General features: G+C 68.7%; 25 protein-coding genes and 1 pseudogene. 17 read left to right on the top strand and 9 right to left on the bottom strand.

Going from position 1 to position 25,244, the window contains the following annotated elements:
* Positions 1 to 147: 147 nt before the first annotated feature.
* The 4 genes from BJ970_RS03830 (at position 148) to BJ970_RS03815 (ending at position 3,096) form a co-directional block, all read left to right on the top strand.
* A complete protein-coding gene (locus BJ970_RS03830; protein ID WP_184723806.1) occupies positions 148 to 1,182 on the top strand; it encodes a P1 family peptidase in 1,035 nt (344 codons plus the stop codon).
* Positions 1,183 to 1,279: 97 nt separating this feature from the next.
* A complete protein-coding gene (locus tag BJ970_RS03825; RefSeq protein WP_312864097.1) occupies positions 1,280 to 1,735 on the top strand; it encodes a M67 family metallopeptidase in 456 nt (151 codons plus the stop codon).
* Between the two features lie 82 nt (positions 1,736 to 1,817).
* On the top strand, positions 1,818 to 2,096 hold the full coding sequence (locus BJ970_RS03820; protein ID WP_184723800.1) for a MoaD/ThiS family protein: 279 nt from the start codon (positions 1,818 to 1,820) through the stop codon (positions 2,094 to 2,096).
* 49 nt (positions 2,097 to 2,145) lie between these two features.
* Positions 2,146 to 3,096, top strand: a complete 951-nt coding sequence (locus BJ970_RS03815; RefSeq protein ID WP_184723797.1) for a PLP-dependent cysteine synthase family protein — start codon at positions 2,146 to 2,148, stop codon at positions 3,094 to 3,096.
* 16 nt (positions 3,097 to 3,112) lie between these two features.
* Here the strand turns inward: BJ970_RS03815 and BJ970_RS03810 are convergent, their stop codons facing one another.
* The gene (locus BJ970_RS03810; protein WP_312864096.1) at positions 3,113 to 3,955 is read right to left on the bottom strand and encodes an SMP-30/gluconolactonase/LRE family protein; all 843 of its coding nucleotides are present in this window, start codon (positions 3,953 to 3,955) and stop codon (positions 3,113 to 3,115) included.
* 109 nt (positions 3,956 to 4,064) lie between these two features.
* Between BJ970_RS03810 and BJ970_RS03805 the strand changes: the two genes are divergently transcribed.
* The 5 genes from BJ970_RS03805 to rdgB all read left to right on the top strand — a co-directional run bounded on the left by BJ970_RS03805 (position 4,065) and on the right by rdgB (position 7,738).
* Positions 4,065 to 4,694, top strand: coding sequence for a rhomboid family intramembrane serine protease (locus BJ970_RS03805; RefSeq protein ID WP_312864095.1), 630 nt, complete (start codon positions 4,065 to 4,067; stop codon positions 4,692 to 4,694).
* On the top strand, positions 4,691 to 5,506 hold the full coding sequence (gene murI / locus BJ970_RS03800) for a glutamate racemase (RefSeq protein ID WP_184723794.1): 816 nt from the start codon (positions 4,691 to 4,693) through the stop codon (positions 5,504 to 5,506). The genes BJ970_RS03805 and murI overlap by 4 nt, the downstream gene beginning before the upstream one ends.
* Positions 5,503 to 6,273: an MBL fold metallo-hydrolase gene (locus BJ970_RS03795; RefSeq protein ID WP_184723791.1), complete on the top strand. Its 771-nt coding sequence runs from the start codon at positions 5,503 to 5,505 to the stop codon at positions 6,271 to 6,273. Before murI ends, BJ970_RS03795 begins: the two co-directional genes overlap by 4 nt.
* Positions 6,274 to 6,365: 92 nt before the next feature.
* Positions 6,366 to 7,121 carry a ribonuclease PH gene (rph, locus tag BJ970_RS03790; protein WP_184723788.1) on the top strand — a complete coding sequence of 252 codons (756 nt, stop codon included), beginning with the start codon at positions 6,366 to 6,368 and terminating at the stop codon, positions 7,119 to 7,121.
* Entirely contained in the window at positions 7,118 to 7,738 is a 621-nt protein-coding gene (rdgB, locus tag BJ970_RS03785; RefSeq protein WP_184723785.1) for an RdgB/HAM1 family non-canonical purine NTP pyrophosphatase, read from the top strand. Before rph ends, rdgB begins: the two co-directional genes overlap by 4 nt.
* Positions 7,739 to 7,768: 30 nt before the next feature.
* Here the strand turns inward: rdgB and BJ970_RS03780 are convergent, their stop codons facing one another.
* On the bottom strand, positions 7,769 to 9,391 hold the full coding sequence (locus BJ970_RS03780; protein WP_246470688.1) for an IS1634 family transposase: 1,623 nt from the start codon (positions 9,389 to 9,391) through the stop codon (positions 7,769 to 7,771).
* 203 nt (positions 9,392 to 9,594) lie between these two features.
* Between BJ970_RS03780 and BJ970_RS03775 the strand changes: the two genes are divergently transcribed.
* Complete coding sequence (locus BJ970_RS03775; protein WP_184723782.1) at positions 9,595 to 9,789, top strand: DUF397 domain-containing protein; 195 nt, start codon at positions 9,595 to 9,597, stop codon at positions 9,787 to 9,789.
* A 275-nt stretch (positions 9,790 to 10,064) separates the two neighbouring features.
* Here the strand turns inward: BJ970_RS03775 and BJ970_RS03770 are convergent.
* Positions 10,065 to 10,262, bottom strand: a pseudogene (locus BJ970_RS03770) (carotenoid oxygenase family protein); the annotation flags it as partial.
* Positions 10,263 to 10,430: 168 nt separating this feature from the next.
* Here BJ970_RS03770 and BJ970_RS03765 point away from each other — a divergent pair.
* Positions 10,431 to 11,189 carry a sulfite exporter TauE/SafE family protein gene (locus tag BJ970_RS03765; RefSeq protein WP_184723779.1) on the top strand — a complete coding sequence of 253 codons (759 nt, stop codon included), beginning with the start codon at positions 10,431 to 10,433 and terminating at the stop codon, positions 11,187 to 11,189.
* Positions 11,190 to 11,328: 139 nt separating this feature from the next.
* Here BJ970_RS03765 and bcp read toward each other — a convergent pair whose 3' ends face one another.
* Both bcp and BJ970_RS03755 read right to left on the bottom strand, forming a co-directional pair.
* Entirely contained in the window at positions 11,329 to 11,802 is a 474-nt protein-coding gene (bcp, locus tag BJ970_RS03760) for a thioredoxin-dependent thiol peroxidase (RefSeq protein ID WP_184723776.1), read from the bottom strand.
* Positions 11,803 to 11,854: 52 nt separating this feature from the next.
* The gene (locus BJ970_RS03755; protein WP_184723773.1) at positions 11,855 to 12,028 is read right to left on the bottom strand and encodes a hypothetical protein; all 174 of its coding nucleotides are present in this window, start codon (positions 12,026 to 12,028) and stop codon (positions 11,855 to 11,857) included.
* Between the two features lie 204 nt (positions 12,029 to 12,232).
* On the opposite strand from BJ970_RS03755, the gene BJ970_RS03750 reads away from it, so the two are divergent.
* The 3 genes from BJ970_RS03750 (at position 12,233) to BJ970_RS03740 (ending at position 15,336) form a co-directional block, all read left to right on the top strand.
* Positions 12,233 to 13,966, top strand: a complete 1,734-nt coding sequence (locus BJ970_RS03750; protein WP_184723770.1) for a pyruvate dehydrogenase — start codon at positions 12,233 to 12,235, stop codon at positions 13,964 to 13,966.
* Positions 13,967 to 14,313: 347 nt separating this feature from the next.
* Positions 14,314 to 15,144, top strand: coding sequence for a helix-turn-helix domain-containing protein (locus BJ970_RS03745; protein WP_312864094.1), 831 nt, complete (start codon positions 14,314 to 14,316; stop codon positions 15,142 to 15,144).
* Positions 15,145 to 15,336 (top strand): DUF397 domain-containing protein, encoded by a 192-nt coding sequence (locus BJ970_RS03740; RefSeq protein ID WP_184723763.1) that lies wholly within the window; start codon positions 15,145 to 15,147, stop codon positions 15,334 to 15,336.
* 174 nt (positions 15,337 to 15,510) lie between these two features.
* On the opposite strand, the gene BJ970_RS03735 is transcribed toward BJ970_RS03740, so the two are convergent.
* The 3 genes from BJ970_RS03735 to BJ970_RS03725 all read right to left on the bottom strand — a co-directional run bounded on the left by BJ970_RS03735 (position 15,511) and on the right by BJ970_RS03725 (position 19,109).
* Positions 15,511 to 17,028 (bottom strand): PH domain-containing protein, encoded by a 1,518-nt coding sequence (locus BJ970_RS03735; protein ID WP_184723760.1) that lies wholly within the window; start codon positions 17,026 to 17,028, stop codon positions 15,511 to 15,513.
* Positions 17,025 to 17,540 carry a PH domain-containing protein gene (locus BJ970_RS03730; protein ID WP_184728846.1) on the bottom strand — a complete coding sequence of 172 codons (516 nt, stop codon included), beginning with the start codon at positions 17,538 to 17,540 and terminating at the stop codon, positions 17,025 to 17,027. Before BJ970_RS03730 ends, BJ970_RS03735 begins: the two co-directional genes overlap by 4 nt.
* A 93-nt stretch (positions 17,541 to 17,633) precedes the next feature.
* On the bottom strand, positions 17,634 to 19,109 hold the full coding sequence (locus tag BJ970_RS03725) for an ArnT family glycosyltransferase (RefSeq protein ID WP_184723757.1): 1,476 nt from the start codon (positions 19,107 to 19,109) through the stop codon (positions 17,634 to 17,636).
* Positions 19,110 to 19,296: 187 nt separating this feature from the next.
* Between BJ970_RS03725 and BJ970_RS03720 the strand changes: the two genes are divergently transcribed.
* Positions 19,297 to 19,614 (top strand): sensor histidine kinase, encoded by a 318-nt coding sequence (locus BJ970_RS03720; protein ID WP_184723754.1) that lies wholly within the window; start codon positions 19,297 to 19,299, stop codon positions 19,612 to 19,614.
* 414 nt (positions 19,615 to 20,028) lie between these two features.
* Positions 20,029 to 20,817, top strand: a complete 789-nt coding sequence (locus BJ970_RS03715) for a S1 family peptidase (RefSeq protein WP_184723751.1) — start codon at positions 20,029 to 20,031, stop codon at positions 20,815 to 20,817.
* Between the two features lie 77 nt (positions 20,818 to 20,894).
* Here BJ970_RS03715 and ileS read toward each other — a convergent pair whose 3' ends face one another.
* Complete coding sequence (gene ileS / locus BJ970_RS03710; RefSeq protein WP_184723748.1) at positions 20,895 to 24,041, bottom strand: isoleucine--tRNA ligase; 3,147 nt, start codon at positions 24,039 to 24,041, stop codon at positions 20,895 to 20,897.
* A gap of 156 nt (positions 24,042 to 24,197) precedes the next feature.
* Here ileS and BJ970_RS03705 point away from each other — a divergent pair, with 156 nt between their 5' ends.
* On the top strand, positions 24,198 to 25,109 hold the full coding sequence (locus BJ970_RS03705; protein ID WP_184723745.1) for a pseudouridine-5'-phosphate glycosidase: 912 nt from the start codon (positions 24,198 to 24,200) through the stop codon (positions 25,107 to 25,109).
* Positions 25,110 to 25,244: the final 135 nt, after the last annotated feature.

Raw genomic sequence — 25,244 nt, 5'->3', positions numbered from 1 at the left:
GTGCGGAGGCGGCGGGTCGGCAACAACTACGACGGCGCTTCCTTTACGTCTGGTTAACGTGATGGCGATCGTGTTGTGCGGTAACCGAGTGACCCGTGTGTCTGGCCGTCGCAACCGAACCGGCCCCGGACGCGAGGAGGCTGCCGAGTGGGCACCCGACCAGGAGAGCTCGATGCGATCGTCGACGTCGGCGGACTGCGCGTCGGGCACCAGCAGCGGCTTGACGCGCGCTGGGCGAGCGGAACCACCGTCGTCCTGGCGCCGGATGGGGCGACCGCGGCGGTGGACGTTCGCGGCGGCGGCCCCGGGACCCGCGAAACCGACGTGCTCGAACCCAGCCACCTGGTGCAGCAGGTGCAAGCCGTGGTCCTCACCGGTGGCAGCGCCTATGGCCTAGCGGCGGCCGACGGTGTGATGCGCTGGCTCGGTGAGCGGGGGCACGGTGTCCGCGTTGGTGCCGATCCGTCGCACGTGGTTCCGGTCGTGCCCGGCGCGGTGATCTTCGACCTGCCGATGAGCGACTGGGGCAACCGGCCCGACGCCGAGTTCGGCTACCGGGCCTGCGAGAACGCAAGCGGCAGCGAGATCCGGCAGGGCAACGTCGGCGCGGGGACCGGCGCGGTCGTGGGGACCGTCAAGGGCGGCATCGGCACGGCCAGCGCGGTGCTGGACGACGGCACCACCGTCGGCGCGCTGATGGTGGTCAACGCCTCGGGCTCGGCGATCGACCCGGACACCGGGCTGCCGTGGATCCCGACACCCGGGCTGCGCGCCCCCGACCCGGCGGAGGTCGAGGCAGCTCGGCGGCTGGCCGGAAAGCGTCCCGGGCGGCACGGCCCGATCGACCGCCCGCTCAATACCACGATCGGCGTAGTCGCCACCGACCTCCGGCTGGCCAAGCCCGAATGCCAACGGCTGGCGGTGGCCGCGCAGGACGGGCTGGCCCGCGCGATCCGGCCCGCGCACGCCCTGGTCGACGGCGATACGGTGTTCGCGCTGGCCACGGGCACGGGCGCGGCGCTACCGGCCCCGGGGGAGCCGGGCTGGTCCACGCGGCTCGACGCGGTCTGCGCGGTCGCGGCCGAGGTCGCCGCGCAGGCGATCGTGCGCGGCGTGCTGGCTGCTGATCCGGTCGATGAGGTGACTTCCTACACGCGCCTCTACCCCTCGGTGCGGGAATGAATCATCGTGGTCCTGCGTTTCGGCCGACGAAGCCGCACCGGTGCGAGAAACTTCCACATCGTGGGAGACCGGTGCCTCACCTACTAGGATGGTTGCTGTGCTGGTGATCCGACGCGACCTCGTGGATGCGATGGTCGCGCATGCCCGACGGGACCACCCGGACGAGGCGTGTGGCGTGATCGCCGGCCCGGAAGGGTCGGACCGCCCCGCACGCCTGATCGAGATGATCAACGCCGAGCGCTCGCCCACCTTCTACCGGTTCGACTCCGCCGAACAGCTGAAGGTGTGGCGCGAGATGGACGCCAACGACGAGGAGCCGGTGGTCATCTACCACTCGCACACCGCGACCGAGGCGTACCCATCGCGCACCGACGTCTCCTACGCCTCGGAGCCCAACGCGCACTACGTGCTCGTGTCCACCCGGGACCCGAAGACCCATGAACTGCGTTCCTACCGGATCCTCGACGGTCAGGTGACCGAGGAGCCGGTGGAGGTCGTGGAGTCGTACATGTTCGCCCACACCGGTGCCGACGAGGTTCCCGACCGCGACTGATCCGCGGTTCGCCCACCCCAGCCCGCCGATCGCGCCGCGCGTTCCGTTCCCAACGAAGTCCTTCGTGGACAGGAGGTTCCTTATGGCAGTCAACGTTTCGATCCCGACCATCCTGCGCACCCACACCGGCGGCCAGAAGTCCGTCGAGGCCAGCGGCAACACCGTCGCCGAGGTCATCAACGACCTCGACACCAACTTCAACGGCCTGAAGGACCGCCTGGTCAAGGAGGGCAGCCTGCACCGCTTCGTCAACGTCTACGTCAACGACGAGGACGTCCGCTTCGCCGGTGGCCTGGAGGCCAAGGTCGCCGACGGCGACAGCGTCACCATCCTGCCCGCCGTCGCCGGCGGCATGCGCTGACGCCCTTTCCGGCGATTTCAATGGAAATCGAAGGGTGAGGAGGTACGCCGTGGCTCGCTACGACTCGTTGCTGGACGCGCTCGGTGACACCCCGCTGGTGGGGCTGCCCCACCTGTCACCGGCTCGTGATGTCCGGCTCTGGGCCAAGCTGGAGGACCGCAACCCGACCGGTTCCATCAAGGACCGGGCGGCGCTGGCCATGATCGAAGCCGCCGAGAAGGAAGGCCGGCTCACCCACGGCTGCACGATCCTGGAGCCGACGTCCGGGAACACCGGAATCTCGCTGGCCATGGCCGCCAAGCTCAAGGGCTATGGCCTGGTCTGCGTGATGCCGGAGAACACCTCGGAGGAGCGCCGCCTGCTGCTGCAGGCGTACGGGGCGCGGATCATCTCCTCGCCCGCGGCGGGCGGCTCGAACCAGGCCGTGGCGATGGCCAAGGAGCTGGCCGAGCAGAACCCGGACTGGGTAATGCTCTACCAGTACGGCAACCAGGCAAACGCCGACGCCCACTTCCGCACCACCGGTCCGGAGATCCTGCGGGACCTGCCGACCGTCACGCACTTCGTGGCCGGGTTGGGCACCACCGGCACCCTGGTCGGGGTGGGCCGGTACCTGCGCCAGCAGAAGCCGGACGTGCAGGTGGTTGCGGCCGAGCCGCGCTACGGCGAACTGGTCTACGGCCTGCGCAACCTCGACGAGGGGTTCGTGCCGGAGCTCTACGACCCGGACGTGCTGACCCGCCGGTTCTCCGTCGGCTCCTACGACGCGTTGCGCCGCACCCGGCAGCTGCTGGAGAGCGAGGGCATCTTCGCCGGGATCTCCACCGGCGGCGTGCTGCACGCGGCGCTGACCATCGCGGAGAAGGCGGCGGCCGAAGGGGAATCGGCCGACATCGCTTTCATCGTCGCGGACGCGGGCTGGAAGTACCTCTCCACGGGCGCCTACAGCGGCACCCTGGACGAGGCCGCCCAACGCCTCGAAGGCCAGCTCTGGGCGTAGCCCAGCTCGGCTCGGCTCAGCCGGTAAACGCGAAGCCCCGGGTTCCGGTGCTGGCATTCGGGAGGACGAGCACGGAGCCGTCCGCATCGGCCGGCTCGGCGAGGCCATCGCGGGCCGAGGTGACATAGAGGTCGGTGAGATCGGGGCCGCCGAAGCAGCAGGCCGTGGGGCGTTGGGCCGGCAGCGGAATCGCCCGGTCGAGCTCGCCTTCCGGTGTGAGGCAACGGATTTCGCCGTGGTCGCGCATCGCGACCCAAATTCCGCCCTCGGCGTCCACGCACATCCCGGCGGGTTGGCCGTCGACCTGGCAAAGCACCCGCCGTTCTCCGACCGCACCCGAGGCGAGGTCGAAGTCGTGCACGTCGATGCGCCGCGCCGCGCTGTCCGCGACGTACATCCTGGTGTCGTCCGGGCTCCAGCCGATGCCGCGCCCGGCGGCCAGCCCGCGCAGCACGATGCCCGCCGCGCCGTCACCCGCGATGCGCGCCAGCCAGCCGTCGCCCGCCTCGCCCTCGGGCACCGTCGTCGCCCACAGCCGGCCCTTGCGGTCGATCATCGTCTCGCCGCCCTGGACGCCGTCCTGCGCCCAGTAGACGAGCCAGGTCCGCTGCTCGCCGTCGGCCGCGAACAGCGCGATCCCGCCGGAGAGATGCAGCACGAGCCCGCCACGACTGCGCGGTTTCGCGGCGCTGACCGGCTGCGGCACCTGCATCGTGTGATCGGTGTCGCCGGGCGCGTAGCGGTGCACGGTGCGCGTCGGCGGGTCCACCCAGAGCAAGGTGTCCGTCCCCACGTCCCAGGTCGGCGCCTGCCCCGCACGCGCCGCGGCCCGAACTGCGATCTCGACCTGGGCTTGCACGCGTCACCTTCTTCAACACCCGATGCGACGGGGCAAGACCCTACCGTGGCGGGAAAACTCAGGGTCATCCCCGAGACCGGAACGAGCCCTGCCGCGTAGCCTCGATGGTGTGAGCCGATTGCCCGACAGTCGCCGAGCGCGTGTGGTGCCGCAGAACCCGTTGCGTGCCTTGGTGGGCATGCTCATGGCCGTCGCGGTGCTGTACGGCATCGAGTTCTACGACGTTGCCACCCCCGCGACGAACTTGGACGAGTACGGCATCCAGCCCCGCCAGGTCAGCGGCCTGGACGGAATCATTTGGGCGCCACTGCTGCATCTCAACTGGCCGCACCTGTGGGCCAATACGCTGCCGTTCCTGGTGCTCGGTTGGCTGGTGCTGGCCGGCGGACTGCGCCAGTTCATCGCCGTGACGGCGATGGTCTGGATCATCGGCGGGCTCGGCACCTGGCTGGTCGGTGCGCCAGGCGTGCACGTCGGCGCGTCCGGCATCATCTTCGGTTGGATGGTGTTCCTGCTGCTGCGCGGTTTCTTCCAGCGCAGCTTCGCTCAGATCCTGGTCGCGCTGGTGTTGTTCTTCTATTGGGGCGGCATGTTGTGGGGCGTGCTGCCCGGCCAGCCCGGGATCTCCTGGGAGGGGCACCTGTTCGGCGCGCTGGGCGGCGTGCTCGCGGCCTGGCTGGTGGCGCGCAACACGCGTCCGCAAGCCACCGGAACCACACCTGGCACACTGGCCGGGTGACTGACGCCCCGATCGGGATCTTCGACTCCGGCGTCGGCGGGCTGACCGTGACCCGAGCGATCATGGACCAGCTGCCCGGCGAAACGCTGCACTACGTCGGGGACACCGCCCACGCCCCGTACGGTCCGAAGCCGCTGGCCGAGATTCGCGCCCGGACTCTCGCGATCACCGATTCGCTGGTCGACGAGGGCGTGAAGATGCTGGTGATCGCCTGCAACAGCGCATCGTCGGCCTGCCTGCGCGACGCCCGCGAGCGCTACCAGGTCCCGGTGGTCGAGGTGGTCCTGCCCGCGGTACGGCGAGCTGTGGCAACCACCCGCAACGGTCGGGTCGGCGTGATCGGCACCAATGCCACCATCCAGTCCCGGGCCTACGACGACGCGTTCACCGCCGCCCCGCACATCACGCTCACCACGGCGGCGTGCCCGCGTTTCGCGGACTTCGTCGACCGCGGCATCACCAGCGGTCGGCAGATCCTGGGGTTGGCGCAGAGCTACCTGGATCCGCTCCAGCAGGCCGATGTCGACACCCTCGTCCTCGGCTGCACGCACTACCCGATGCTCACCGGCGTGCTACAGCTCGTGATGGGTCAGCAGGTGACATTGGTCTCCAGCGCGGAGGAGACAGCGAAAGACGTGCTGCGCGTGCTCACCGAGAACGACCTGCTCGCAGCCCCAAAAACGGTGCCCGAGCACGAGTTCCGCGCCACCGGCGAGCCGGACCGGTTCGCCCGGATGGCGGCCCGCTTCCTCGGACCGGCGCTAGTGGCGGATGCCGTGCGACCGCTGATCGTGTCAAGCTCGATCGCATGAGGCTGACGATCCTCGGTTGTTCCGGCAGCTTTCCCGGCCCGGATTCGCCCTCGTCGGGATACCTGCTGGAATCCGGCGGCACCCGCATCGTGCTGGACCTCGGCAACGGCACGATGGGCGCGATGCAGCGGTTCCTCGATCCGTTCCAGCTCGACGCGGTGTTCCTGAGTCACCTGCACCCGGACCACTGCGCGGATTTCGGCGCGCTGACGGTGCTGCGCCGGTACCACCCGAACCCGCCGTACGACGCGACCGAGCGGCGGTTGCCGGTGATCGCGCCCGAGAACGCGCCGGAACGACTCGCCGCCCTCTACGCGCCGAACGCGGCCGAGCTCGCCGAGACCGATCTGTCGGATGTGTTCGAATTCATCCCGATTTCCGCGGAGCCGGTGCGCATCGGGCCCTTCGAGGTGCAGGCGGTGCCGGTGGCGCACCTGTGCGCGGCGTGGGGATTTCGGGTCGCGGCCGAGGACAAGGTGCTGGCCTACACCGGCGACACGGGCCCGTGCCCGCAGCTGACCGAGCTCGCCGCGGACGCCGATGTGCTGCTATCCGAGGCGTCCTGGGCGGACTTCCCGGACGCGCCGGACGGCGTGCACCTGTCCGGGCGCCAAGCGGCGGAGGTGGCCAAGGCCGCCAGAGCCCGTCGCCTGCTGCTCACGCACCTCGTGCCGTGGGCCGATCGCGACGCGATCATCGCCGAGGCGATCGCCACCTTCGACGGCCCCACCGAGCTCGTCGGTCCCGATCGCACCTACGACGTCTAGGCTCGCCGTCCCGGCGCTTCGTGGGTGACGGCAGTAGCGCTCACGGCGGTGCCACTTATGGGGCGGGTGCCGGGCGGGCTTAGGGTTGGGGCGTGGCTAGAGCGGATGGGCGGAGCGACGACGAGCTCCGCGAGGTGCGGATCACGCGCGGATACCAGGACTGGCCGGCCGGGTCGGTGCTGGTGGAATTCGGCCGGACCCGGGTGTTGTGCGCGGCCACCGTCCAGGACGGAGTCCCGCGCTGGCGGACCGGCTCCGGGCTGGGCTGGGTGACCGCCGAGTACGCGATGCTGCCGTCGTCGACGAACACCCGCAGCGCCCGTGAGTCGGTGAAGGGCCGCATCGGCGGCCGGACGCACGAGATCAGCCGGCTGATCGGCCGGTCGCTGCGGGCCTGCATCGACATGGCCGCGCTGGGCGAGAACACGATTACGCTGGACTGCGACGTGCTCCAGGCCGATGGCGGCACCCGCACGGCGGCGATCACCGGTGCTTATGTGGCGCTCGCGGACGCCGTGACGTGGCTGGGCGCGGCCCGTCGGCTGGCCGACCCGAAGCCGCTGTCCTGCTCGGTCGCCGCGGTCAGCGTCGGCGTGGTCGATGGTCGGGTGCGGCTGGACCTGCCGTACGAGGAGGACTCCCGCGCCGAGGTGGACATGAACGTGGTGGCCACCGACCACGGCACCCTGGTCGAGGTGCAGGGCACCGGCGAGGGCGCCACCTACACGCGCTCGACGATGGACACGATGATCGACTTCGCGCTGGACGGCTGCGCCAAGCTGGCCGAGCTGCAGGCCGCGGCGCTGGCCAAGCCGTATCCGGGCGAGTTGCCGGGGAGCGCGGCATGACCCGTGTCCTGCTGGCCACCCGCAACCAGAAGAAGCTGGTCGAGCTGCGCCGCATCCTGGCCGCCGAGGGCGTGACCGGGGTGGAGGTCGTCGGCCTGGCCGACGTCCCGCCGTTCCCGGAGGCCCCGGAGACCGGCGCGACGTTCGAGGAGAACGCGGTCGCCAAGGCTGTGGATGCGGCGAAGGCGACCGGTCTGCCGGCCGTTGCCGACGATTCCGGCATCACGGTCGATGCGCTCAACGGCATGCCCGGCGTCCTGTCGGCCCGCTGGTCGGGCAAGCACGGCGACGACCAAGCCAACCTGGACCTGGTGCTGGGCCAGCTCGCGGACGTCCCGGACGAGCGCCGCGGCGCGGCGTTCGTCTCGGCATCGGCGCTGGTCCTGCCGAGCGGCAAGGAAACCGTGGTGCGCGGCGAGTGGCGGGGCAAGGTGATCCGGGAGGAGCGCGGCGCCAACGGCTTCGGCTACGACCCGATCTTCGTCCCGGAAGGCGAAACCCGAACCAGCGCCGAGCTCTCGCCCGAGGAGAAAGACGCGGCCTCCCACCGAGGCCGTGCCCTCAGACTGCTGCTCCCCGCCCTGCGAGAACTAGCCGCGTCTTTCGCACATGGGTGAGGGTGGGACGAACCCGGGTATGCCGGATGATCATGGCGGTTGGGTGGGATCGACGGCAAGCAGGTTGAGTAGTCGGGTCTGGACGGGCCCGGGTTGCGGGATGGTCGCGGGTTGGCCGGTGGTGGCGGGGATCAGCCGGAGTTCGGACAGGGCCTGGAAGATCAAGCGGCCGGTGGGTTTGGCTTTCTGACCGGGATACAGGCCGGCCATCCTGACCTCCGGAGCGATCGCGGTCCGCACGGCGCGTTCGATCAGGCAGAAGACGAGAAGGGCGAGACAGATCACGGTGAGCAGGGCGGCGATGCGCCGGTTGGTCTTGAGGAACATCGGTGCCACCGCCAGGGGGCCCTTGAACGCCGAGTAGCGGCGTTCCACCACTTCCTGGCCCTTGTAGCGGGTGAGGACCTCGGCGGCGGTGACGGTGGCGGGCAGGTTGGTCAACAGGGCGTACCAGCCGTCGGTGGAGGCCTCGGCATCCAGCGCGGTCTGATCGAACCACCACGTCAGGGTGGGTTTACCGGTGACGGGGTCGGTGCCGACCTGGGTGCGCAGGTAGGTCTTGACACGGCGGGTGCGGGCGATGGTGGTGACCCGGTCGGTGACGGCGTGCTCACTCGGGTAGTGCCGCGACCCCAGGCCACGCACGACCCGGTCGAGGTCGCCGCGGGCCCGGTCGAGTTTCTTCGCCCGTGCCGCCATGGCAGCCGTCGCTCGGGCGGTGGAGTGCACGAACACCCGTCGCAGCCGCAGTACCGGGTCGGTCTTGCGCTTGCCGGGCAGGCTCAGTGTGTCCTCCATGACCCGCCAGGCGCCGCGGCGATCGGCTGGTTTACCGGTGTCCCGTCCAGCTACGTAATCCACAACCGTGGCCGCCTGCGGGTCGAGTGCGGCCAACTCGGCGGCGCGGACGTAGAGCTTGGATGCCGGGGCGATGAATCTCACGCCCGCGGTGACCATGGCGTGCAGGTTGCCGTAGGAGATCAGCTTCGAGTCCCCCACCAACAGAAAATCCCGTGGCCCGGCAAGGTTTTTCAGCGCGGTCATCGCCCCCACTACCTGGGCGACCTCTCCCGCGCCGCCGTCGTAGCCACGATGCAGCACCGGTATCCCGCCGTCGCCGGTGACCGCCAGTCCGGCCTGGACCTGCTTGAGATCCGGGCGACGGTCTTTCGGGTGCCCGAATCGTGGTGCGGCGTAGCCGGGATCGGTCTGTTCGTATGCGCCATACAGCGAGATCGACGTCATATCCCAATGCAACCGGGACACATCCAGCCCGAACGCCGAGATCGCTCGCGCCCCCACCGATCCCACGATCCGGTCCAGCTCCGGGGCGATCGCGTCCAACGCGCGGGCGATCCGGTCGTCATTGAGCCTGGCGGGGTCGATACCCAGCACTTCCTCCACCGCCCATGCCCGCGCCCAATCGGTGACCCGCAACAACGGCGTCGGCGAGGTCAACCGATTCGCCACCAACGCCTCGATCACCTGCCCATGCGACAGGATCGCCACATCACGCACCGGGCAGGCCCGGTCGATAATCCCGGCCAGGTCCAACCTGCCGCAGTAGTCGGCCACCACCGGCAACGCACCCAGCATCTTTTCCACACTCGGCCCACCGAAGACCATCGGTTGCGGAAGCGGTCGTGCACGCATCCCGCAACGATAAGATGATCAAAGCGGAACGCTCTTCCAACCCCAACCACCCCCATGTGCGAAACACGGGACTAGCGGGACTGAACTAGGAACACAGAGCGTTGCTGAAGGGCGCCGTTGACCGGCAAAGTCGGTCAACGGCGCCCTTCGCTCCAGAGATTCGGTGCACGCAACGGAACTTCTCGGCTGGGAGGAGGGTAGTGATGTTCCGCGTGCACCGCAGCGTCCAGCAGCATTCCTCCTTTCTGCGTGCGGTGTTCCTGACCGCTTGGGTCGCTAGCCTTCGCGCGGTGCGGGACAGCAAGGACCCAGCAGGAGCGCCGCTGATGTTCGAACCCCCCGCGTTCACGACGTTCTTGAACGCTGTCAAGGCAAAACGCTTCGACTGCATCGCATAGATGCGCGCAGTAGAAGGACTTCCGGAGGGAAAAGACGCGGCCCCCCACCGAGGCCGTGCCCTCCGGCTACTCCTGGCGGCGTTGCACGAATCAGCAGAGTGCGCACAGCTCTTCTAGCCGCTCACCGGCGAGCTCGCCGACCTCTTCCAGCTTTCGGCGTAGCGCTCGCTGATCTCGCTCGCGAAGTCCGCCGAAGCGCAGGGCGATCAGCTCGGTGAGCTCCGCGCCCCGGCGGTTTTCGCTCTTCTTCCCGCTTAGCCAGGCTGTAGCGGCGTAAGCCGGATGCCATGCACCATTCCGTCGCCCATGAACCAGTTGTAGGTGTCCGGATCGATCTCGGAGATCGGGTTGGGGCCGTTGCGCAGGTACCGGCCGACAAGATGGGCGGGGATCTCGCCGATGACGGGCAGGTCGGTGCGGGTGTATTCCTGGCGCACCGGTGCGCAATTGCCTTGCATGAACGGGTTGCTCATGGGCGAAACACTCTCCCGCGAAGTCTCGTGACAGTGTTATAAAACCATAGTGGCGTTATCGAGCGCGGACAACGGGTTCGCCGGATGCGCAGGTGTTCGGCGACCACGGTGTGATGCCGCTCGCCCCGCTGTGAGCTCGAGCGGTTCCGGAGGTTAACTTCGGAAGTCGTGTTCACCGATTGGCTCGAACTGGCCCTGCTCGTCGTCGTCGGCTTCCTGTCCGGCGCGATCAACGCGGTGGCCGGGGGCGGCTCCCTGCTGGTTTTCCCGGCGCTGTTGGCGACCGGGATGCCGCCGCTGGTCGCCAACGTGACCAACTCGGTGGCGCAAGGCCCCGGATTCGTCGGGGCCGCGATCAGCCAGCGCAAGGACCTCGGCGGCACTCCTCGGCGGTTGTGGCTGACGACGGCGGCCTCGGCCGCCGGATCGGCGCTGGGCTGCGTGCTGCTGATGGTGCTGCCGAGCGAGGTGTTCGACGCGGTAGTGCCCGCGTTGGTGGGGCTGGCCGCTGTGCTGATGGCGTTCCAGAACACCATTCGCAAGTGGCTGGGCACGCCCGGCCAGGATGCCCCGGACCGCTCCGTGCTGCTGACCGTGGGAATCTTCCTGGCTTCGATTTACGGCGGCTACTTCGGGGGCGCGCGCAGCGTCATCCTGATGGCGATCCTGGTGCTCGCCGCCACCGACACCATGCGTCGGTTGAACGCGCTGAAGAGCTGGCTGGGCATGATCGGCAGCGCGGTCACTTTCATCGTCTACGCGTTGATCGCGCCGGTCGACTGGATCGCCGTGCTGTTGTTGGTGCCCACCACCGTGCTCGGCGGGTTCGTCGGCGGCAAGATCGCCCAGAAGTTGCCGTCGAACCTGCTGCGCTACCTTGTGGTGGCGATCGCCGCGGCAGTGGCGATCTACATGATCCTGGATTAACTCCGCCGGGGACGGGCAGTTGTAGCGGCAGAAGGCCGCCGGAGAAACCGGGCGAACAAGGCGGCGGTTGGAGGCAGAACCGGCGCCGGGCGCGCCGGATCTCCCCAAGTTCAGGCAAAATCGGGATCCCGCTCCGGCGTCAGACGCCGAGGTCCTTGCGGATCCGGTCGACGTGGCCGGTGGCCTTGACGTTGTACAGCGCCTTGGCGATCTTGCCCTCCGGGTCCACGACGAAGGTCGACCGGATCACGCCCTGCACGATCTTGCCGTAGTTCTGCTTCTCGCCGAACGCGCCCCACGCCGTCATGACGGACTTGTCCTCATCGGCCAGCAGCGGGAAGGTCAGGCCCTCGGCGTCGCGGAACTTCGCCAGCTTCGGCGGCTTGTCCGGGGAGATGCCGAGAACGTCGAAACCGGCGTCGTTGAGCACTGCCAGGCTGTCCCGGAAGTCGCATGCCTGCTTGGTGCAGCCGGGGGTGCTCGCCGCCGGATAGAAGTAGACCACCACGGACCGGCCCCGGTAGTCGCCCAGCGACACGGTGTTGCCGTCGGCGTCGGGCAGTGCGAATTCGGGTGCCTTGTCGCCGACCGAGAGTCGATTCTGCTCACTCATGCGCCCGACGCTAGCCGATGCGCTCGACGGGCCGGTCGGCGGTGATGCGACGTCACTGGCGCGGGACGCCGCTGCCGCCGGCGGCCGGGGTGAGCCGTGAAAGCTGGGAGATCTCCGGCTGCGCGGGTGCGCGGTCCGCAGTGGCGAGGAAACCACCCACGAGCAGTCCGGCCACCGCCGAGGCGGTCAGGGCCAATGCGCAGGTGGTGTAGAGGCGGACGGTCACCGCAAATCCCTTTCGGCGGCAGAGGTTTCGACTGTGTGCTGTTCGGCATCGATCAAGCATCGATCGGCATCGATTAAGATCGCGAGCTTCGCCCGATTCGTTACTGATATCAATCGAAAGGGTGACTTCTGGTTTCGAGGTCGCGGGTTGTGAACACCCCGCGTAGGCGGGGAGTGGCCGTGCCGTCGACCGTCGGAGGATCCCATGCCCACTGTCGCCGACCAGTTCATCGAAGTGCTCGTGCAGGCCGGGGTGCGGCGGATCTACGGCATCGTGGGGGACAGCCTCAACCCGGTGGTCGATGCGGTCCGCCGTACCGACGGCATCGAGTGGGTGCACGTGCGCCACGAGGAGGCCGCGGCGTTCGCCGCCGGGGCCGAGGCGCAGCTGACCGGGCGGCTGGCGGTCTGCGCGGGCAGTTGCGGGCCGGGCAACCTGCACCTGATCAATGGCCTGTTCGACGCGCACCGCAGCGGAGCGCCGGTGCTGGCGCTCGCGTCGCACATCCCGTCCGAGCAGATCGGGACCGGGTTCTTCCAGGAAACCCATCCCGAGGAGCTGTTCAACGAGTGCAGCCACTTCTGCGAACTGCTGTCGCAGCCCGAGCAGATGCCGCGCCTGCTGCGCACCGCGATCCAGACCGCCTCCGGCCGACGCGGCGTTTCGGTGCTCGTGCTGCCCGGTGACGTCGCGCAGAAACCGGCGGTCCGACCCACCGGCCACGGGATCGTCGAGTGCGAGCCGCCAGTGGTGGTGCCGTCGGCGGAGCAGGTGACCGCACTGGCGGAAAAGCTGAACAAGGCCGAGCGGCCGATGTTGTTCTGCGGGGCGGGATCCCGCGGCGCGCACCGGGACGTCATGGAACTCGCCGCGCGGCTGAACGCGCCCGTCGGGCACGCCCTGCGTGGCAAGGAGTGGATCCAGTACGACAACCCCTTCGACGTCGGGATGAGCGGCCTGCTCGGTTACGGCGCCTGCTACGACGCGATGCACCGCGCGGATCTGGTCGTGCTGGTGGGCACCGACTTCCCGTACGACAACTTCCTGCCGCAGGCCCACACCGTGCAGATCGACATCGAACCCGCCCATCTGGGGCGCCGCACGGTGCTGGACCTCGCCGTGCACGGTGATGTGCGGGAGACAATTCGCGCTGTCCTGCCGCATGTTCCGCGGAAGACAGACCGGTCCTTCTTGAACCGAATGCTGCGCGAGCACGCCGGTCAGCTGGAGCGCGTCGTCGACGCCTACACGCGCCACGTCGAGACCCAGGTGCCGATCCACCCGGAGTACGTCGCCGACGTCCTCGACGACCTCGCCGCGGACGACGCGGTGTTCACAGTGGACACTGGGATGTGCAACGTCTGGGCGGCCCGCTACATCACGCCGAACGGGCGGCGACGGGTGCTCGGTTCCTTCGTGCACGGCTCGATGGCCAACGCGTTGCCGCAGGCCATCGGGGTGCAGCTAGCCGCGCCGGACCGCCAGGTGATCTCGATGTCCGGCGACGGTGGGCTTTCCATGCTGCTCGGTGATCTGCTGACCCTGCGCACCCAGCGGCTGCCGGTGAAGGTCGTGGTGTTCAACAACTCTTCGTTGGGCATGGTGAAACTGGAAATGCTGGTCGACGGGATGCCCGACTTCGGCACCGACCACGACCACGTCGACTTCGCCGCGCTCGCGGCCGCCGCCGGGATGCCCTCGTCGCGGGTGGAAAAACCCGGCGAGGTGCGTGATGCCCTGGCCGATGCGTTGCGGCGGCCAGGACCGGCGCTGGTGGACGTGGTGACTGATCCCAATGCGCTGTCGATCCCGCCGCGAATCACCGGTGACCAGGTGAAGGGGTTCGCGCTCGCGGTGAGCCGCACGGTGCTGACCGGTGGGGTGGGCAAGATGGTGCAGCTGGCCCGCAGCAACCTGCGCAACGTGCCGCGGCCGTAGGCCGCCGACCGCGAGCGGGCTGCGGTTCTTGGCGCTCGGCCCGGACTTGGTGGATCTGGGGTCGACAAGGTGGCGCGGCGCCTGCCGACCGGATCTGCTTGCCTGCCACCACAACAGGAGGCCGGAACTGGGCAGGGTGGCCCATCGCGAAACCGGAAATGCGATCCGGACGTACACCGCGAAACGCCCTCCGGTGGTCGGCGAACCGCGTTCGGCTGGTGCCCTCGGCCCGCCCATTGCACGCATCCGCCGGACAGGCCCGGCGGGCCATATGTCGTAAGGGTGATGGGGTGGTGACTCAGTGTCGACATGCGTGGAGGATGGGGCTCATGACAGTGAGTCCCACGGTGCGTCGCCGTCGCCTTGCCGCCGAGTTGCGCCGGCTTCGGGCGCAAGCGGAGGTCACCCAGCAGGGGGCCGCAACCCACCTCGGCTGCACACAAGCGAAGATCGGGCGGTTCGAGACCGCGAAGCGGTCCCCTTCGGTCGGTGATGTCTCGGCATTGCTGGACTTCTACGGAGTGGATGGAGCCGAGCGGGATCAGCTGATCAACCTGGCGCGGGACGCCCGGAAGCGCGGTTGGTGGCATTCCTACAGTGATGTCCTGCCGGAGTGGTACGAGACCTACGTCGGGTTGGAAGCCGAAGCATCTTCAATTCACACGTATGAGTCCGAAGCCATTCCGGGGCTTCTTCAAACACGCGAATATGCGTACGCGCTCACCAAAGCGACACTCATTCGGGCGGACGATTCGGAAATAACCCGAAGAGTCGATCTGCGCATCCAACGTCAGCAGCGGGTTGTTGGTTCGAACCCGCTGGAGTTGTGGGCGGTCGTCGGGGAAGCGGCTTTTCGGCGCCGCGTCGGGGGCAACGGAGTGCTACGCCGCCAGTTGGAGCACGTGCTCAAGCTGGTAGAAATGCCACACGTCACGCTGCAGGTGATGCCGCTGGACGCGGGCGCACACCCGGCGCAGGCCGGGCCGTTCGTGATCCTGCGCTACTCGAATCGCATTGACCCGGATGTGGTTTACCTGGAAACCCATGTGGGCGGGCTTTACCTCGAAAGGGAGATCGAACTGTCGAACTACGACACGATGATGGACCATTTACGGGCGCATGCGGTAGATCCGGAAGGTTCCATTCAACTCATCCAACAACGCATAGGAGAGCTGTAGATGGCAAGTATCACCGACTGGCGCACCAGCACCCGCACCCAGGGCCAGGGGCAGTGCGTCGAGGTCGGCTTCGGGGCTGATTGTGTCGGAGTTCGCGACACGAAGGACCGAGCCGCCGGGCAGATCACCGTGGCAGCGCAACGCTGGCACGAGTTCGTCCGCGGCCTGAAGCACGGCTGCTTCGACTCCTGAGCAGTAGTGGCTCCGCTCAGGTCCGAGCGGAGCCACCATCACCGATCGGTCGGACTCCTCGGGCCGCGCCCAGGACCCGGCGGCCCAGGATTCAGCGGCCCAGGATCCGGCGGCCCAGGATCCGGCGACCCAGGATCCGGCGACCCAGGATCCGGCGACCCAAGATCCCGATGATCAGGGCCGTTCAAGAAACGGCCGGAGCAGCCCCGGCACTGCCGCTTCCGCCAGTTCCAGGCCGGATTCGGTGCTCACGTCGTGCACCTCGTAGATGCTGCACCCGGCAGCCGTAGTCGCACCGACGCTCATCAGATCCGCCCGCCGCTGGAACACGGTTCGGGTGATCCGCCAGCCGATGATCCCGCTGCGTTGCAGGGTGACCGTGCGGCGAATCCCGCTGCCGGACCGCGTGATCAGGTAGCGATCGGTGACCTCGTGGCCGAGGTTGCGGTAGGCGTCCACCGCGAAACCAACGGCAACCGCGACCGTTACCACTGCCACGGCCGCTGCCAACGCGATCGGCACCCAACCGATCGTCGCCGCGACCGCGGCCGCCGCGACGAACGGCATCGCCGACACGAGCGCCCAGGTGGTCCGGCGCCGCAGCGCGGCCCGCGGGTGCCGACGCAATTCCGCGTCAGCAGGCGACTTTCGTTCCCGCAATACCGCTGATGCCACTCGTTGCGCTTCCGCTCTGGGCGCCGGGGGCAGCAACGTCTTGTTCTCCGGCTGGCGGTCTTCCTGCTTCTGCTTGAGCCCCGTGGCCACGGCGTTGAGCCGGGCACCGCCGGCCCAGCGCAGCAGCAGTGGTTCCGACAGTTCGATGCCGCGCAGTCGGCGTTCCTCCAGCGAGACCGACCGCGTGGTGAGTAGGCCACGCTTCACCCGCAGGGTGTCCCCCCGCTCCCGGGTCAGCCGGAAGCCCCACCACATCTCCACGGACAACGCGATGGCGCCGATCACGCCGACGAGCAGGACCATGGCGAGCCCGGCCGTGACGACCATCCACAACGACATCGACAGCACGGTGTCGGCGATCGCGTCGTAGAAGCCGACGGCCTTCAGCAGTTCGCTGAACGACCCGACGGCCGAACCGATCGCGCCCCAGACGATCAGCGCCAGCGACAGGGTCAGGGCGGAGTAGCGGAACCACGCCGGGTTGAGCCGAGCGATGGTGTGATCCGCGCCTGCGGCGATGCTGTCCGCGTCGCTCGCCGCCGCGGTGTCCGACGTGGACGCGCCGCCGAATAGCAGTTCCTGGCGCAGGGATTCGGCGTGGTGCCGGGCGATCGAGTCAAGCTTGAGCTCGCTGCTGTCGCCGGCCTGCCCGCCGGTGCCGACCTTGACCGTCGTGACCCGGAACAACCGGTGGCTCGGCGCCGAGGTGAGGTCGACGCTGCGGATCCGGTCGCGCGGGATCCAGCGGTGGCTGCGGGTCAGGTTGCCCCGGCGCAGTTCGAAGCGGTCCGCGGTGATCCGGTACCAGGTGAACCACCAGTCGATCGCGACGAGCGCGGTGATCAGCACATCGGCGCCAACCCAGATCAGCACGGTATTGAGCAGGGTTTGCGCCTCGGCCCCCGAGAGCAGCATGAACCCCGCGGTCGGTACCAGCGGCGCCAACACCAGGGCGCTCATCGCCGCGATGGTCTTCGGATCGAGGCGGTGCCACTGCCCGTCGATGACGCCGCTCATGTCGCATCCCCCGGGGTCGCCTGGGTGGTGGCCGTCAGCTGTTCGACGAGCGCCTCCGCGACCTGCCGGTCCAAGCCGTCGATCGACAGCGAACCGGCGGCAGACGCCGTGGTGACGGTGACGCTGGAGAGGTTGAACAGCTGTTGCAACGGGCCCCGCACGGTGTCCACCGTCTGGATGCGCGACATCGGCGCGATGCGCCACTCCTGCCGCAGCCAGCCTGCTGCCGTGTAAACGGCGTCCTGGGTGGTTTCCCAGCGGTGCACGCGATATCGCCACTGCGGCATCACCAGGGCATAAGGCACCCCGAGCACGACGACCACGATGAAAGCGAGCACCAGCCAGTGCCGTGCGGGCGGGATAAGCGCCGCCGTGACCCCCAGCGCGATCAGCGGCGGGGCGACGAGGATCAGAGCCTGCGTCGTCCACCAACCGATGGCGCGACGTTCGACGCGGTTGCGCGGTGGTCGGAGCCGGAGTCCGGCGGTATTCGTGTTGTTTTGGGCGGCCACGATCGGCCCCTCTCTTGTTCGCGCCTCGCTGAAGCCGTTGTTGCAGTGCGCGTGCTGCGGCTCGGCCCGCACCGAGCCGCTTTCATCGCTGCGCTACATGGACTGCAATTGTGGCCAGATTTCGTTCCAGGTGCCGTGTTTGCCGGTGCAGAGCCAGACCGGGACCTGACCGGACCGCACCTTTCGGACGTCGGTGAACTGCGACCGCACCGCCGCCAAGTCGTCGCCGACGAACAGCACGGAGTCGATCTGCTCGCCAGGCAGCGCGAAGTAGCCATAGCCGCGGTGCGCGCTGTAGACCTTGGGCAGTTCGTGGTGGCCGCTATCGACTTCGAGCATCGCCGCCAGGAGGTAGCTGTCGCCGAGGACTGCGGTGTGCGACTGCTGTTCCGGTGGCAGTGCGGTGAATGCGGCCGAGGTCTCGCGTGCCAGCGAATCGGCCGTTGGCACCCCGAACAGCGGAGTCAGCGCCGTGGACAGCCAGATCATGTACCCCGCCGCCGCGGCGGAAAGCGCGTATAGCGGCCACGCCGTCCAACCCAACCGCGTGCGCCGGGATTCGCGGCGCCGCTGGAGGCCCAGGGCCCCCGCCGCGATCGCCACGCCGTAGACGCCGATCAGGTAGTACGGCCGCCCGGCGGTCGCGACGAAGAAGCCGTAAAGCAGCACGATCGTGATGGCGAAGAACCGGTACGACCGCAGCTCGGCCGAGCGTGCGAGTCGCCACAGTCCGAGCAGAAACAGCGCGGCACCGGCGATTCCGGCGTAGAGCACCAGCGTCATGGCGGTGCCGCTGCGGCCCCCGGAGAGTACCGGCGACTCGCTCGCGACGACCGCGCCCATCTGCAACTGCGGCCAGCCGTGCAGCGCTTGCCAGAGCAACGTCGGCAGGGCGATCAGCGCCGCGATGCCGACACCGCCCCAGAACATCGGCCGGCGCAGGATGTCTCGTGGGCCGACCAGCAGCACGCTGATCAGCAGCGCCACGCACAAGATCGCGACCTGGAACTTGGTCTGCATGGTGATTCCGAGCACCACGCCGAACAGGAGCAGCAGCCGATCGTCCGGCCGTCCCAGGTCGCGCAGCCGCACCCAGCGCACCAGCGACCAGGTGAGCACCAGCCACAACATCGGCTCGAAGGTGTAGGGCGTGATCCAGTGCCCGACCAGTGCGGTCCACAGGCCGGTCGCACCGGCGCCCGCTGCCAGCACCTGAGCCCGTCGGTCACCGCCGAACTCGCGGGCCAGCAGCGCGGTCAGCACGACCAGCGCGGCGGTCGCGAGCACCGCGGGCAGCCGGAGCACCGGCAGCGATCCCGGTGCGATCCAGTCCATCGCGGCGGCGATCAGCGGCGCCAGCGGTGGTTGGTCGACGTAGCCCCAGTCCAGGTGGTACTTCCCGGCGGCCACCATGTACGCCTCGTCGATCCAGTAACCGCCGAAGGGGCTGATCGCCAGCTGGGCGGCCGCGACGAGCCCCGCGATGGTCAACACCGGCCATTTCGCGAGTGGTCGCAGTCCGGTTGTGGTCGGCGGCGGTGGTAGCGGGCTGATCAGCTCGGCACGCATCTTTCCCCCAGGTCTCGGATGGAATGTAGATCCATTCAAGCCTGTCGATCGGTTCCCCGACACCGCGTTTGGTCGAATTGGGTGGGCCGAAAGTTGCGACCTGGCGGGGTAGGCGCAACTTTCGGCTAGGCTCGGCCGCCGCGAGTAGGTTCCCCGCCGATTCCGTACATCCGGTCGTGCGCTGGGCGTGGCGGCCAAGGACCCGCAGATCAGGCGGGCCGCCGAGGAACTGCGCACCAGCGGCTGCGAGGCGTTGGAAGAGCTGCGGGATCTCGTCGGCGTGCTGCGGCGCGGATCGCCGGAGCAGCAGAGCGTCCCCGACGTGTCCGCGCCGACCGAGGTACCGGACCTGGCCGAGCTGGTCGGGCAGTCCGAGGCGGTCGGCGTGCCGGTCGAATTCGTCGTCGACGGTGACCCGGCGATGGTCTCGGCGGCTGTCGGGCGGACCGCCTACCGGGTGGTGCGGGAGGCGCTGACGAACGTTCACAAGCGCCTGCTTGCCTAGCAGGGCCGGGGGCTTTCCCAAGTTCAGGCAGAATCGGAAACCTCGGCCAAGTTTAGGCGAAATCGGGGTGTCCTTGCGGACTCAGGGCGCGGTGCGAATGGCGGAACTTCGGCCTTGCCCGGCGTCGAGATCGCTGGCCACCCCACCACACCAACTCCCGCTCACCGGTGTCCCGCATCCGTGGAATCCCGTTAGTGCAGGCGAAAACCGCTGGTCGGTTGCCCGGTGGCCCCGTGCGGGCGAGGAGGTCGAACCCTTGATCCGCGCAAAGTGGTTGCGCGGAGTGGTTAAAACGGCAAATTCAGCCACCTTCCCGATAGGTGAAAGCGCCGATATCGTGTGATCAAGCTTGTCGCTGTGCGTAACCGCCTGGGGGAAGTGCGCAGCGACCCTTCTGGGACAAGGAGAATCACGATGGTCGATGCCCCACATCGCCTGGGCCGGTTCGCCGGAATCGCCGCGATCGCCGTCGCCGCCCTGACCACGGCCTCCGCCGCACAGGCGCAGCCATCGGAGATCACATCGAAGATCATCGGCGGCGAAAACGCGAACATCGCGGACCACCCGTTCACCGTCGCGCTGGTGACACCGACCGGCCAACAGTTCTGCGGCGGTTCGCTGGCCGCCCCGAACAAGGTCGTCACCGCCGCGCACTGCACCACCCACCAGCGGCCGTCGGACATCAACGTGGTCAGCGGTCGCACGGTGCTGAGCGCGCAGGGCGGCACCGTTTCGACGGTGAAGGACATCTGGGTGCACCCGGAATATCAGGACGCGACAAACGGTTTCGACGTGTCGGTGCTTACCCTTGACGCGCCGGTGCGGGAAATGCCGATCGTGTTGGCCGCGACCGATGACCCCGGTTACGCGGAAAACACCCGGGCGACCATTCTGGGCTGGGGAAACACCTCCGAGGGCGGCCAGCAGTCCGACAACCTGCGCAAGGCCACGGTGCCGCTGGGCTCGAAGGACACCTGCACGAAGTCGTACCAAGAATTCAAGCCGGACGCGATGGTGTGTGCCGGGCTGCCGGAAGGCGGCGTGGACACCTGCCAGGGCGATTCGGGCGGACCGATGGTCGTGGACAACAAGCTGATCGGCGTCACTTCGTGGGGCGAGGGCTGCGCCCGTCCGGGCAAGCCCGGCGTGTACGCCCGCGTCGGCACGTACCACGACGTGCTGATGGAACAGATCGGTTCCTGACGGGGGTGTCGTGGCGATTTCAATGGAAATCGGTCGGTAGTCGGTCGATTTCCATTGAAATCGCTGATCCCCATCGTCTACTGTGGACCAGCCGTACGCAGCCAGACCACCAGCCCGAGTTCGGGTTCGACGTGTTCGGTGAATTCCTCGGCGGCAATGGCAGCGGCAGCGGCTTCGGTGATGTCGACGGCCAGGAGGGCGGCGGCGATCTCGTCGGCGTGTGCCAGCAGCGCCTCGCGCAGTTCGCCCGTCGCCCGCCAGCGCAACACGATCCGGTCCACGATGTCGAGCCCGAGCTGCTTTCGGCAGTCCTGCACGAAGCGGATCGCCTCGCGGGCCAGCCCCGCGCGCTTGAGCTCCGGGGTAATCGCGGTGTCCAGGGCGATGGTCTTCCCGCGCTGCGATTCCACCACCCACCCGGTGCGGGGCACCTCGTTGATGATCACGTCGTCGCTGGTGAGCGGCTCGGACTGCCCGTCGACTTCGATCGTGGCGCGCCCCGCCGAGCGCAGCTCCCGGGCCAGTGCGGCCGGGTCCGCGGCGTTGACCGCCGCCGCGGCCTGCTGGGTGCGGTTGCCGAATCGCTTGCCCAGGGCACGGAAGTTGGGCTTCACCGACACGTCGAGCACCTCGCCCGCCGACTCAAGCGGGTCGATGCGGCGGACGTTGAGCTCGTCGGCGAGGTCGGCGAGCAACTCGGGCGGCAACGCGGCGTTGACCAGTGCGCGACCCAGCGGCTGCCGGACCTTGATGTTGCTGCTCTTGCGCGCCGCGCGACCCGCCTCGGCCAGCTGGCGTTCGGTGTCCACTTGGGACAGCAGGGCGCGGTCGACCAGCCCGAGGTCCGGGTGCGGCCAATCGGCCAGGTGCACCGATTCCGCCGCGCCCGGCGCTCCGGGGCGGATGATGTCCTGCCACACCTGCTCGGTGATGAACGGCACGAACGGCGCGAGCAGCCTGGTGAGCACGTCGAGGCAGTCGTACAGCGTGCACAGGGCATTGATGTCGCCGTCCCAGAAGCGTTGCCGCGACCGGCGGACGTACCAGTTCGACAGGTCGTCGACGAAGGACGCCAGCGCCCGTCCGGCCCCGGCGGTGTCGTAGTCCTCCAGGCGCAGGTCGACCTCCTCGGCCAGCCGGTGGACCTTCGCGAGCACCCAGCGGTCCAGGACCGGGCGCCGGGCGGGCGGGTCCGCATCCGCCGGGATCCAGTCGACCAGGCCGGCGTACCGGCTGAAGAACGACGCGGTGTTCCAGTACGTCATGAGCACCTTGCGGACGATCTCCTGCAGCGGCCCGTGCCCCACCCGCCGCGCCGACCAGGGCGAACCCGTGCACAGCATGAACCATCGCAGGGCGTCGGCACCGTGGGCCTCCATCAGCGGCAGCGGTTCCAGCACGTTGCCCAGGTGTTTGCTCATCTTCCGGCCGTCCTCGGCCATGATGTGCCCCAGGCACACGACGTTTTCGTACGCCGAGCGGTCGAACAGCAGCGTCCCGACCGCCATCAGGGTGTAGAACCAGCCGCGCGTCTGGTCGATCGCCTCGCAGATGTACTGCGCCGGATAGGTCTTCGCGAGTTCCGCCAAGCTGCCCGGGGCGTGCGGATAGCCGAGCTGCGCGAAGGGCATCGAGCCCGAGTCGAACCACGCGTCGGCGACCTCGGGCACCCGCGCGGCGGCGAGGCCGCAGGTCGGGCACGGGAACTCGATCTCGTCCAGGTAGGGCCGGTGCGGGTCGAGGTCGGTGAAGTCCTGGCCGGTCAGCGTGCCGAGTTCGGCGCGGGAGTCGATAGCGGTGATGTGGTTGTCCGGGCACCGCCACAGCGGCAGCGGCGTGCCCCAGTAGCGGCTTCGCGACAGCGCCCAGTCGACGTTGTTGTCGAGCCATTTGCCGTAACGGCCGTGCTTGACGCTCGCCGGGAACCAGTTCGTGCGTTCGTTCTCCTGTTGCAGCTCTTCCCGGATCGCCGTGGTCCGGATGTACCAGGAGAGCTGCGCGTAGTACATCAGCGGCGTGTGGCAGCGCCAGCAGTGCGGGTAAGGGTGCTCGAAAGTGCTGTAGCGGAACAACAAATCGCGGTGTCGCAGATCTTCGATCAGGACCGCGTCAGCGTCTTTGAAGAACATGCCGCCGACCAGCGGGACATCGTCGAGGAACCGGCCGTTGCCGGCGACCGGGTTCAACACGGGCAGGTCATTGTCGCGGCAGACGGTCAGGTCGTCGGCGCCGAAGGCCGGTGCCTGGTGCACCAGACCGGTGCCGTCCTCGGTGGAGACGTACTCGGCGAGCACCACGCGGTGCGCGTTCGGGATGTCGACCAGGTCGAACGGCCGCCGGTACCGCAGCCCGGCCAGTTCGGTGCCCGGCAGCGTCGCGAGCACCTCGCCGTCCGCGCCCAGCACCGCCTCGATCAGCGGTTCGGCGACCAGGAAGGTGCCGCGCACGGTGCGCACCACGCTGTAGTCGACCGCCGGATGCACCGCGACCGCGGTGTTGGCCACCAGGGTCCACGGCGTCGTCGTCCAGATCAGCAGGTCGACGTTCCGGTACCCGGCGACCGGGCCGTCGGCCGGGAACCGCACATAGACCGACGGGTCGTGGACGTTCTCGTAGCCCTGCGCAACCTCGTGATCGGACAACGTGGTCTCGTCCCGCGGGCAGTACGGGGCCACCCGGTAATCCTCGACCAGCAGGCCCGCGGCGAAGATCTGCTTCAGCGCCCACCACACGCTGTCCACGTAGTCCGGCGACATCGTCCAGTAGGCCGCGGACAGATCGATCCAGTAGCCCATCCGCTTCGTCACCGCCTCGAACTCGCCGACATAGCGCTGCACCGACTCCCGGCAGCGCGCGTTGAATTCGGCGATGCCGATGCGCTCGATGTCCGGCTTGCCGTTGAGCCCAAGCTCCTGCTCGACGGCGAGCTCGACCGGCAGGCCGTGGCAGTCCCACCCGGCCCGGCGCGGCACGGAGTAGCCCTTCATCGTTTTGAAGCGGGGGAAGACGTCCTTGAACGCGCGTGCCTCGACGTGGTGCGTGCCGGGCGTGCCGTTCGCCGTCGGCGGGCCCTCGTAGAACACCCAGCGCGGCCCGTCGGCGGACTGGGCGAGGCTGCGCTCGAACACCTCGTGGGTGCGCCACCACTCGACGATGCGCCGTTCCATGGCCGGTAGCTCGATCGCGGGCGCGATCGGTCGAAACGGAGTATCGAACTGCTCCATCTCGATATGCTCGCACCTTCCCGGTGCCCGAACCCGAGGAAATGTTTCTGGGGTGGCCTGCGGTGCGGTGCGGGTAGCGTCGCGAGGGGCGGCACCGAACGCGGCGGCGCTTCCCCCACCGCCGGGGCAAGCTTTTGAAGCAAGAGTGGAGGTGCGATGTCGCTACCGGTGGTCTCCGACGAGGTCCGGCAGGCCGTGGCCGACGGTCTCCCGGTCGTCGCGTTGGAGTCGACGATCATCACCCACGGGCTGCCGCGTCCGGACAACGGCGAGGTGGCTCGGGCCGCCGAGCAGCAGATCCGGGACGCAGGGGCGGTGCCCGCGACGATCGGCGTCATCGACGGGGTCGCGACGGTGGGCCTGACCGGAGCGCGGCTCGACCGGCTGGCCGCCGATCCCACCGCAGTGAAGGCGAGCCTTCGGGACCTGCCGCTTGCGGCGGCCAAGCGCCGCACTGCCGGGACCACCGTTGCGGCGACGTCGTTCCTGGCGCACCGCGCGGGAATCCGGGTGTTCGCCACCGGTGGGCTCGGCGGCGTGCACCACGGTGCGGCGACCAACTTCGACGAATCAGCAGACCTGGTGACCCTGGCGGCCACGCCGCTGGCGGTGGTCAGTTCCGGGGTGAAGTCCATTTTGGATGTTGCCGCCACGCTGGAACGCTTGGAGACGTTGAACATTGCGGTGCTCGGCTACCGGACACTGCGGTTCCCCGGGTTTTACGTGGCCGATTCCGGCCATGTGATCGAGTATTCCGCCGAAAGCCCCGAGGAGGTCGCGGCCGCAGTGGCCGCGCGAGACGCGTTGGGCCTGCGTGCGGCGGTGCTGGTGGCCAACCCGGTGCCGGTGGACGAGCAGCTCGATCCGCAGCTGCACGACCGGGCGCTGGCCGAGGCGTGGGAGCAGGCTCGGCAGCTGGGCATCGGCGGCCACGACATCACGCCGTTCCTGCTCGACCGCATCCGGAGCGTCACCGGCGGGCAAAGCATGGCGGTCAACATCGCCGGCTACCGGAACAACATCGCGCTCGCGGCCGACGTGGCCGCCGCCCTGTCGCGGGCTGGTTGAGTAGCGTTTCCGCTGGTCAAATGCCATGAGTGCGGTGCGGGGCGGGCACCGGCGAAAGCGCTCACGAGGCCCTGCAAGGGAAACGCCGCAGCGGCGCGGTCGCTGCGCCTGAACGAACTGGGCGTTCCCGGCGTG

This window comes from Saccharopolyspora phatthalungensis, assembly GCF_014203395.1.
In the GTDB taxonomy this organism is placed as follows: domain Bacteria; phylum Actinomycetota; class Actinomycetes; order Mycobacteriales; family Pseudonocardiaceae; genus Saccharopolyspora; species Saccharopolyspora phatthalungensis.
Note: the sequence above shows the minus strand (reverse complement) of the source record. Positions and strands in the feature narration are given on the sequence as shown.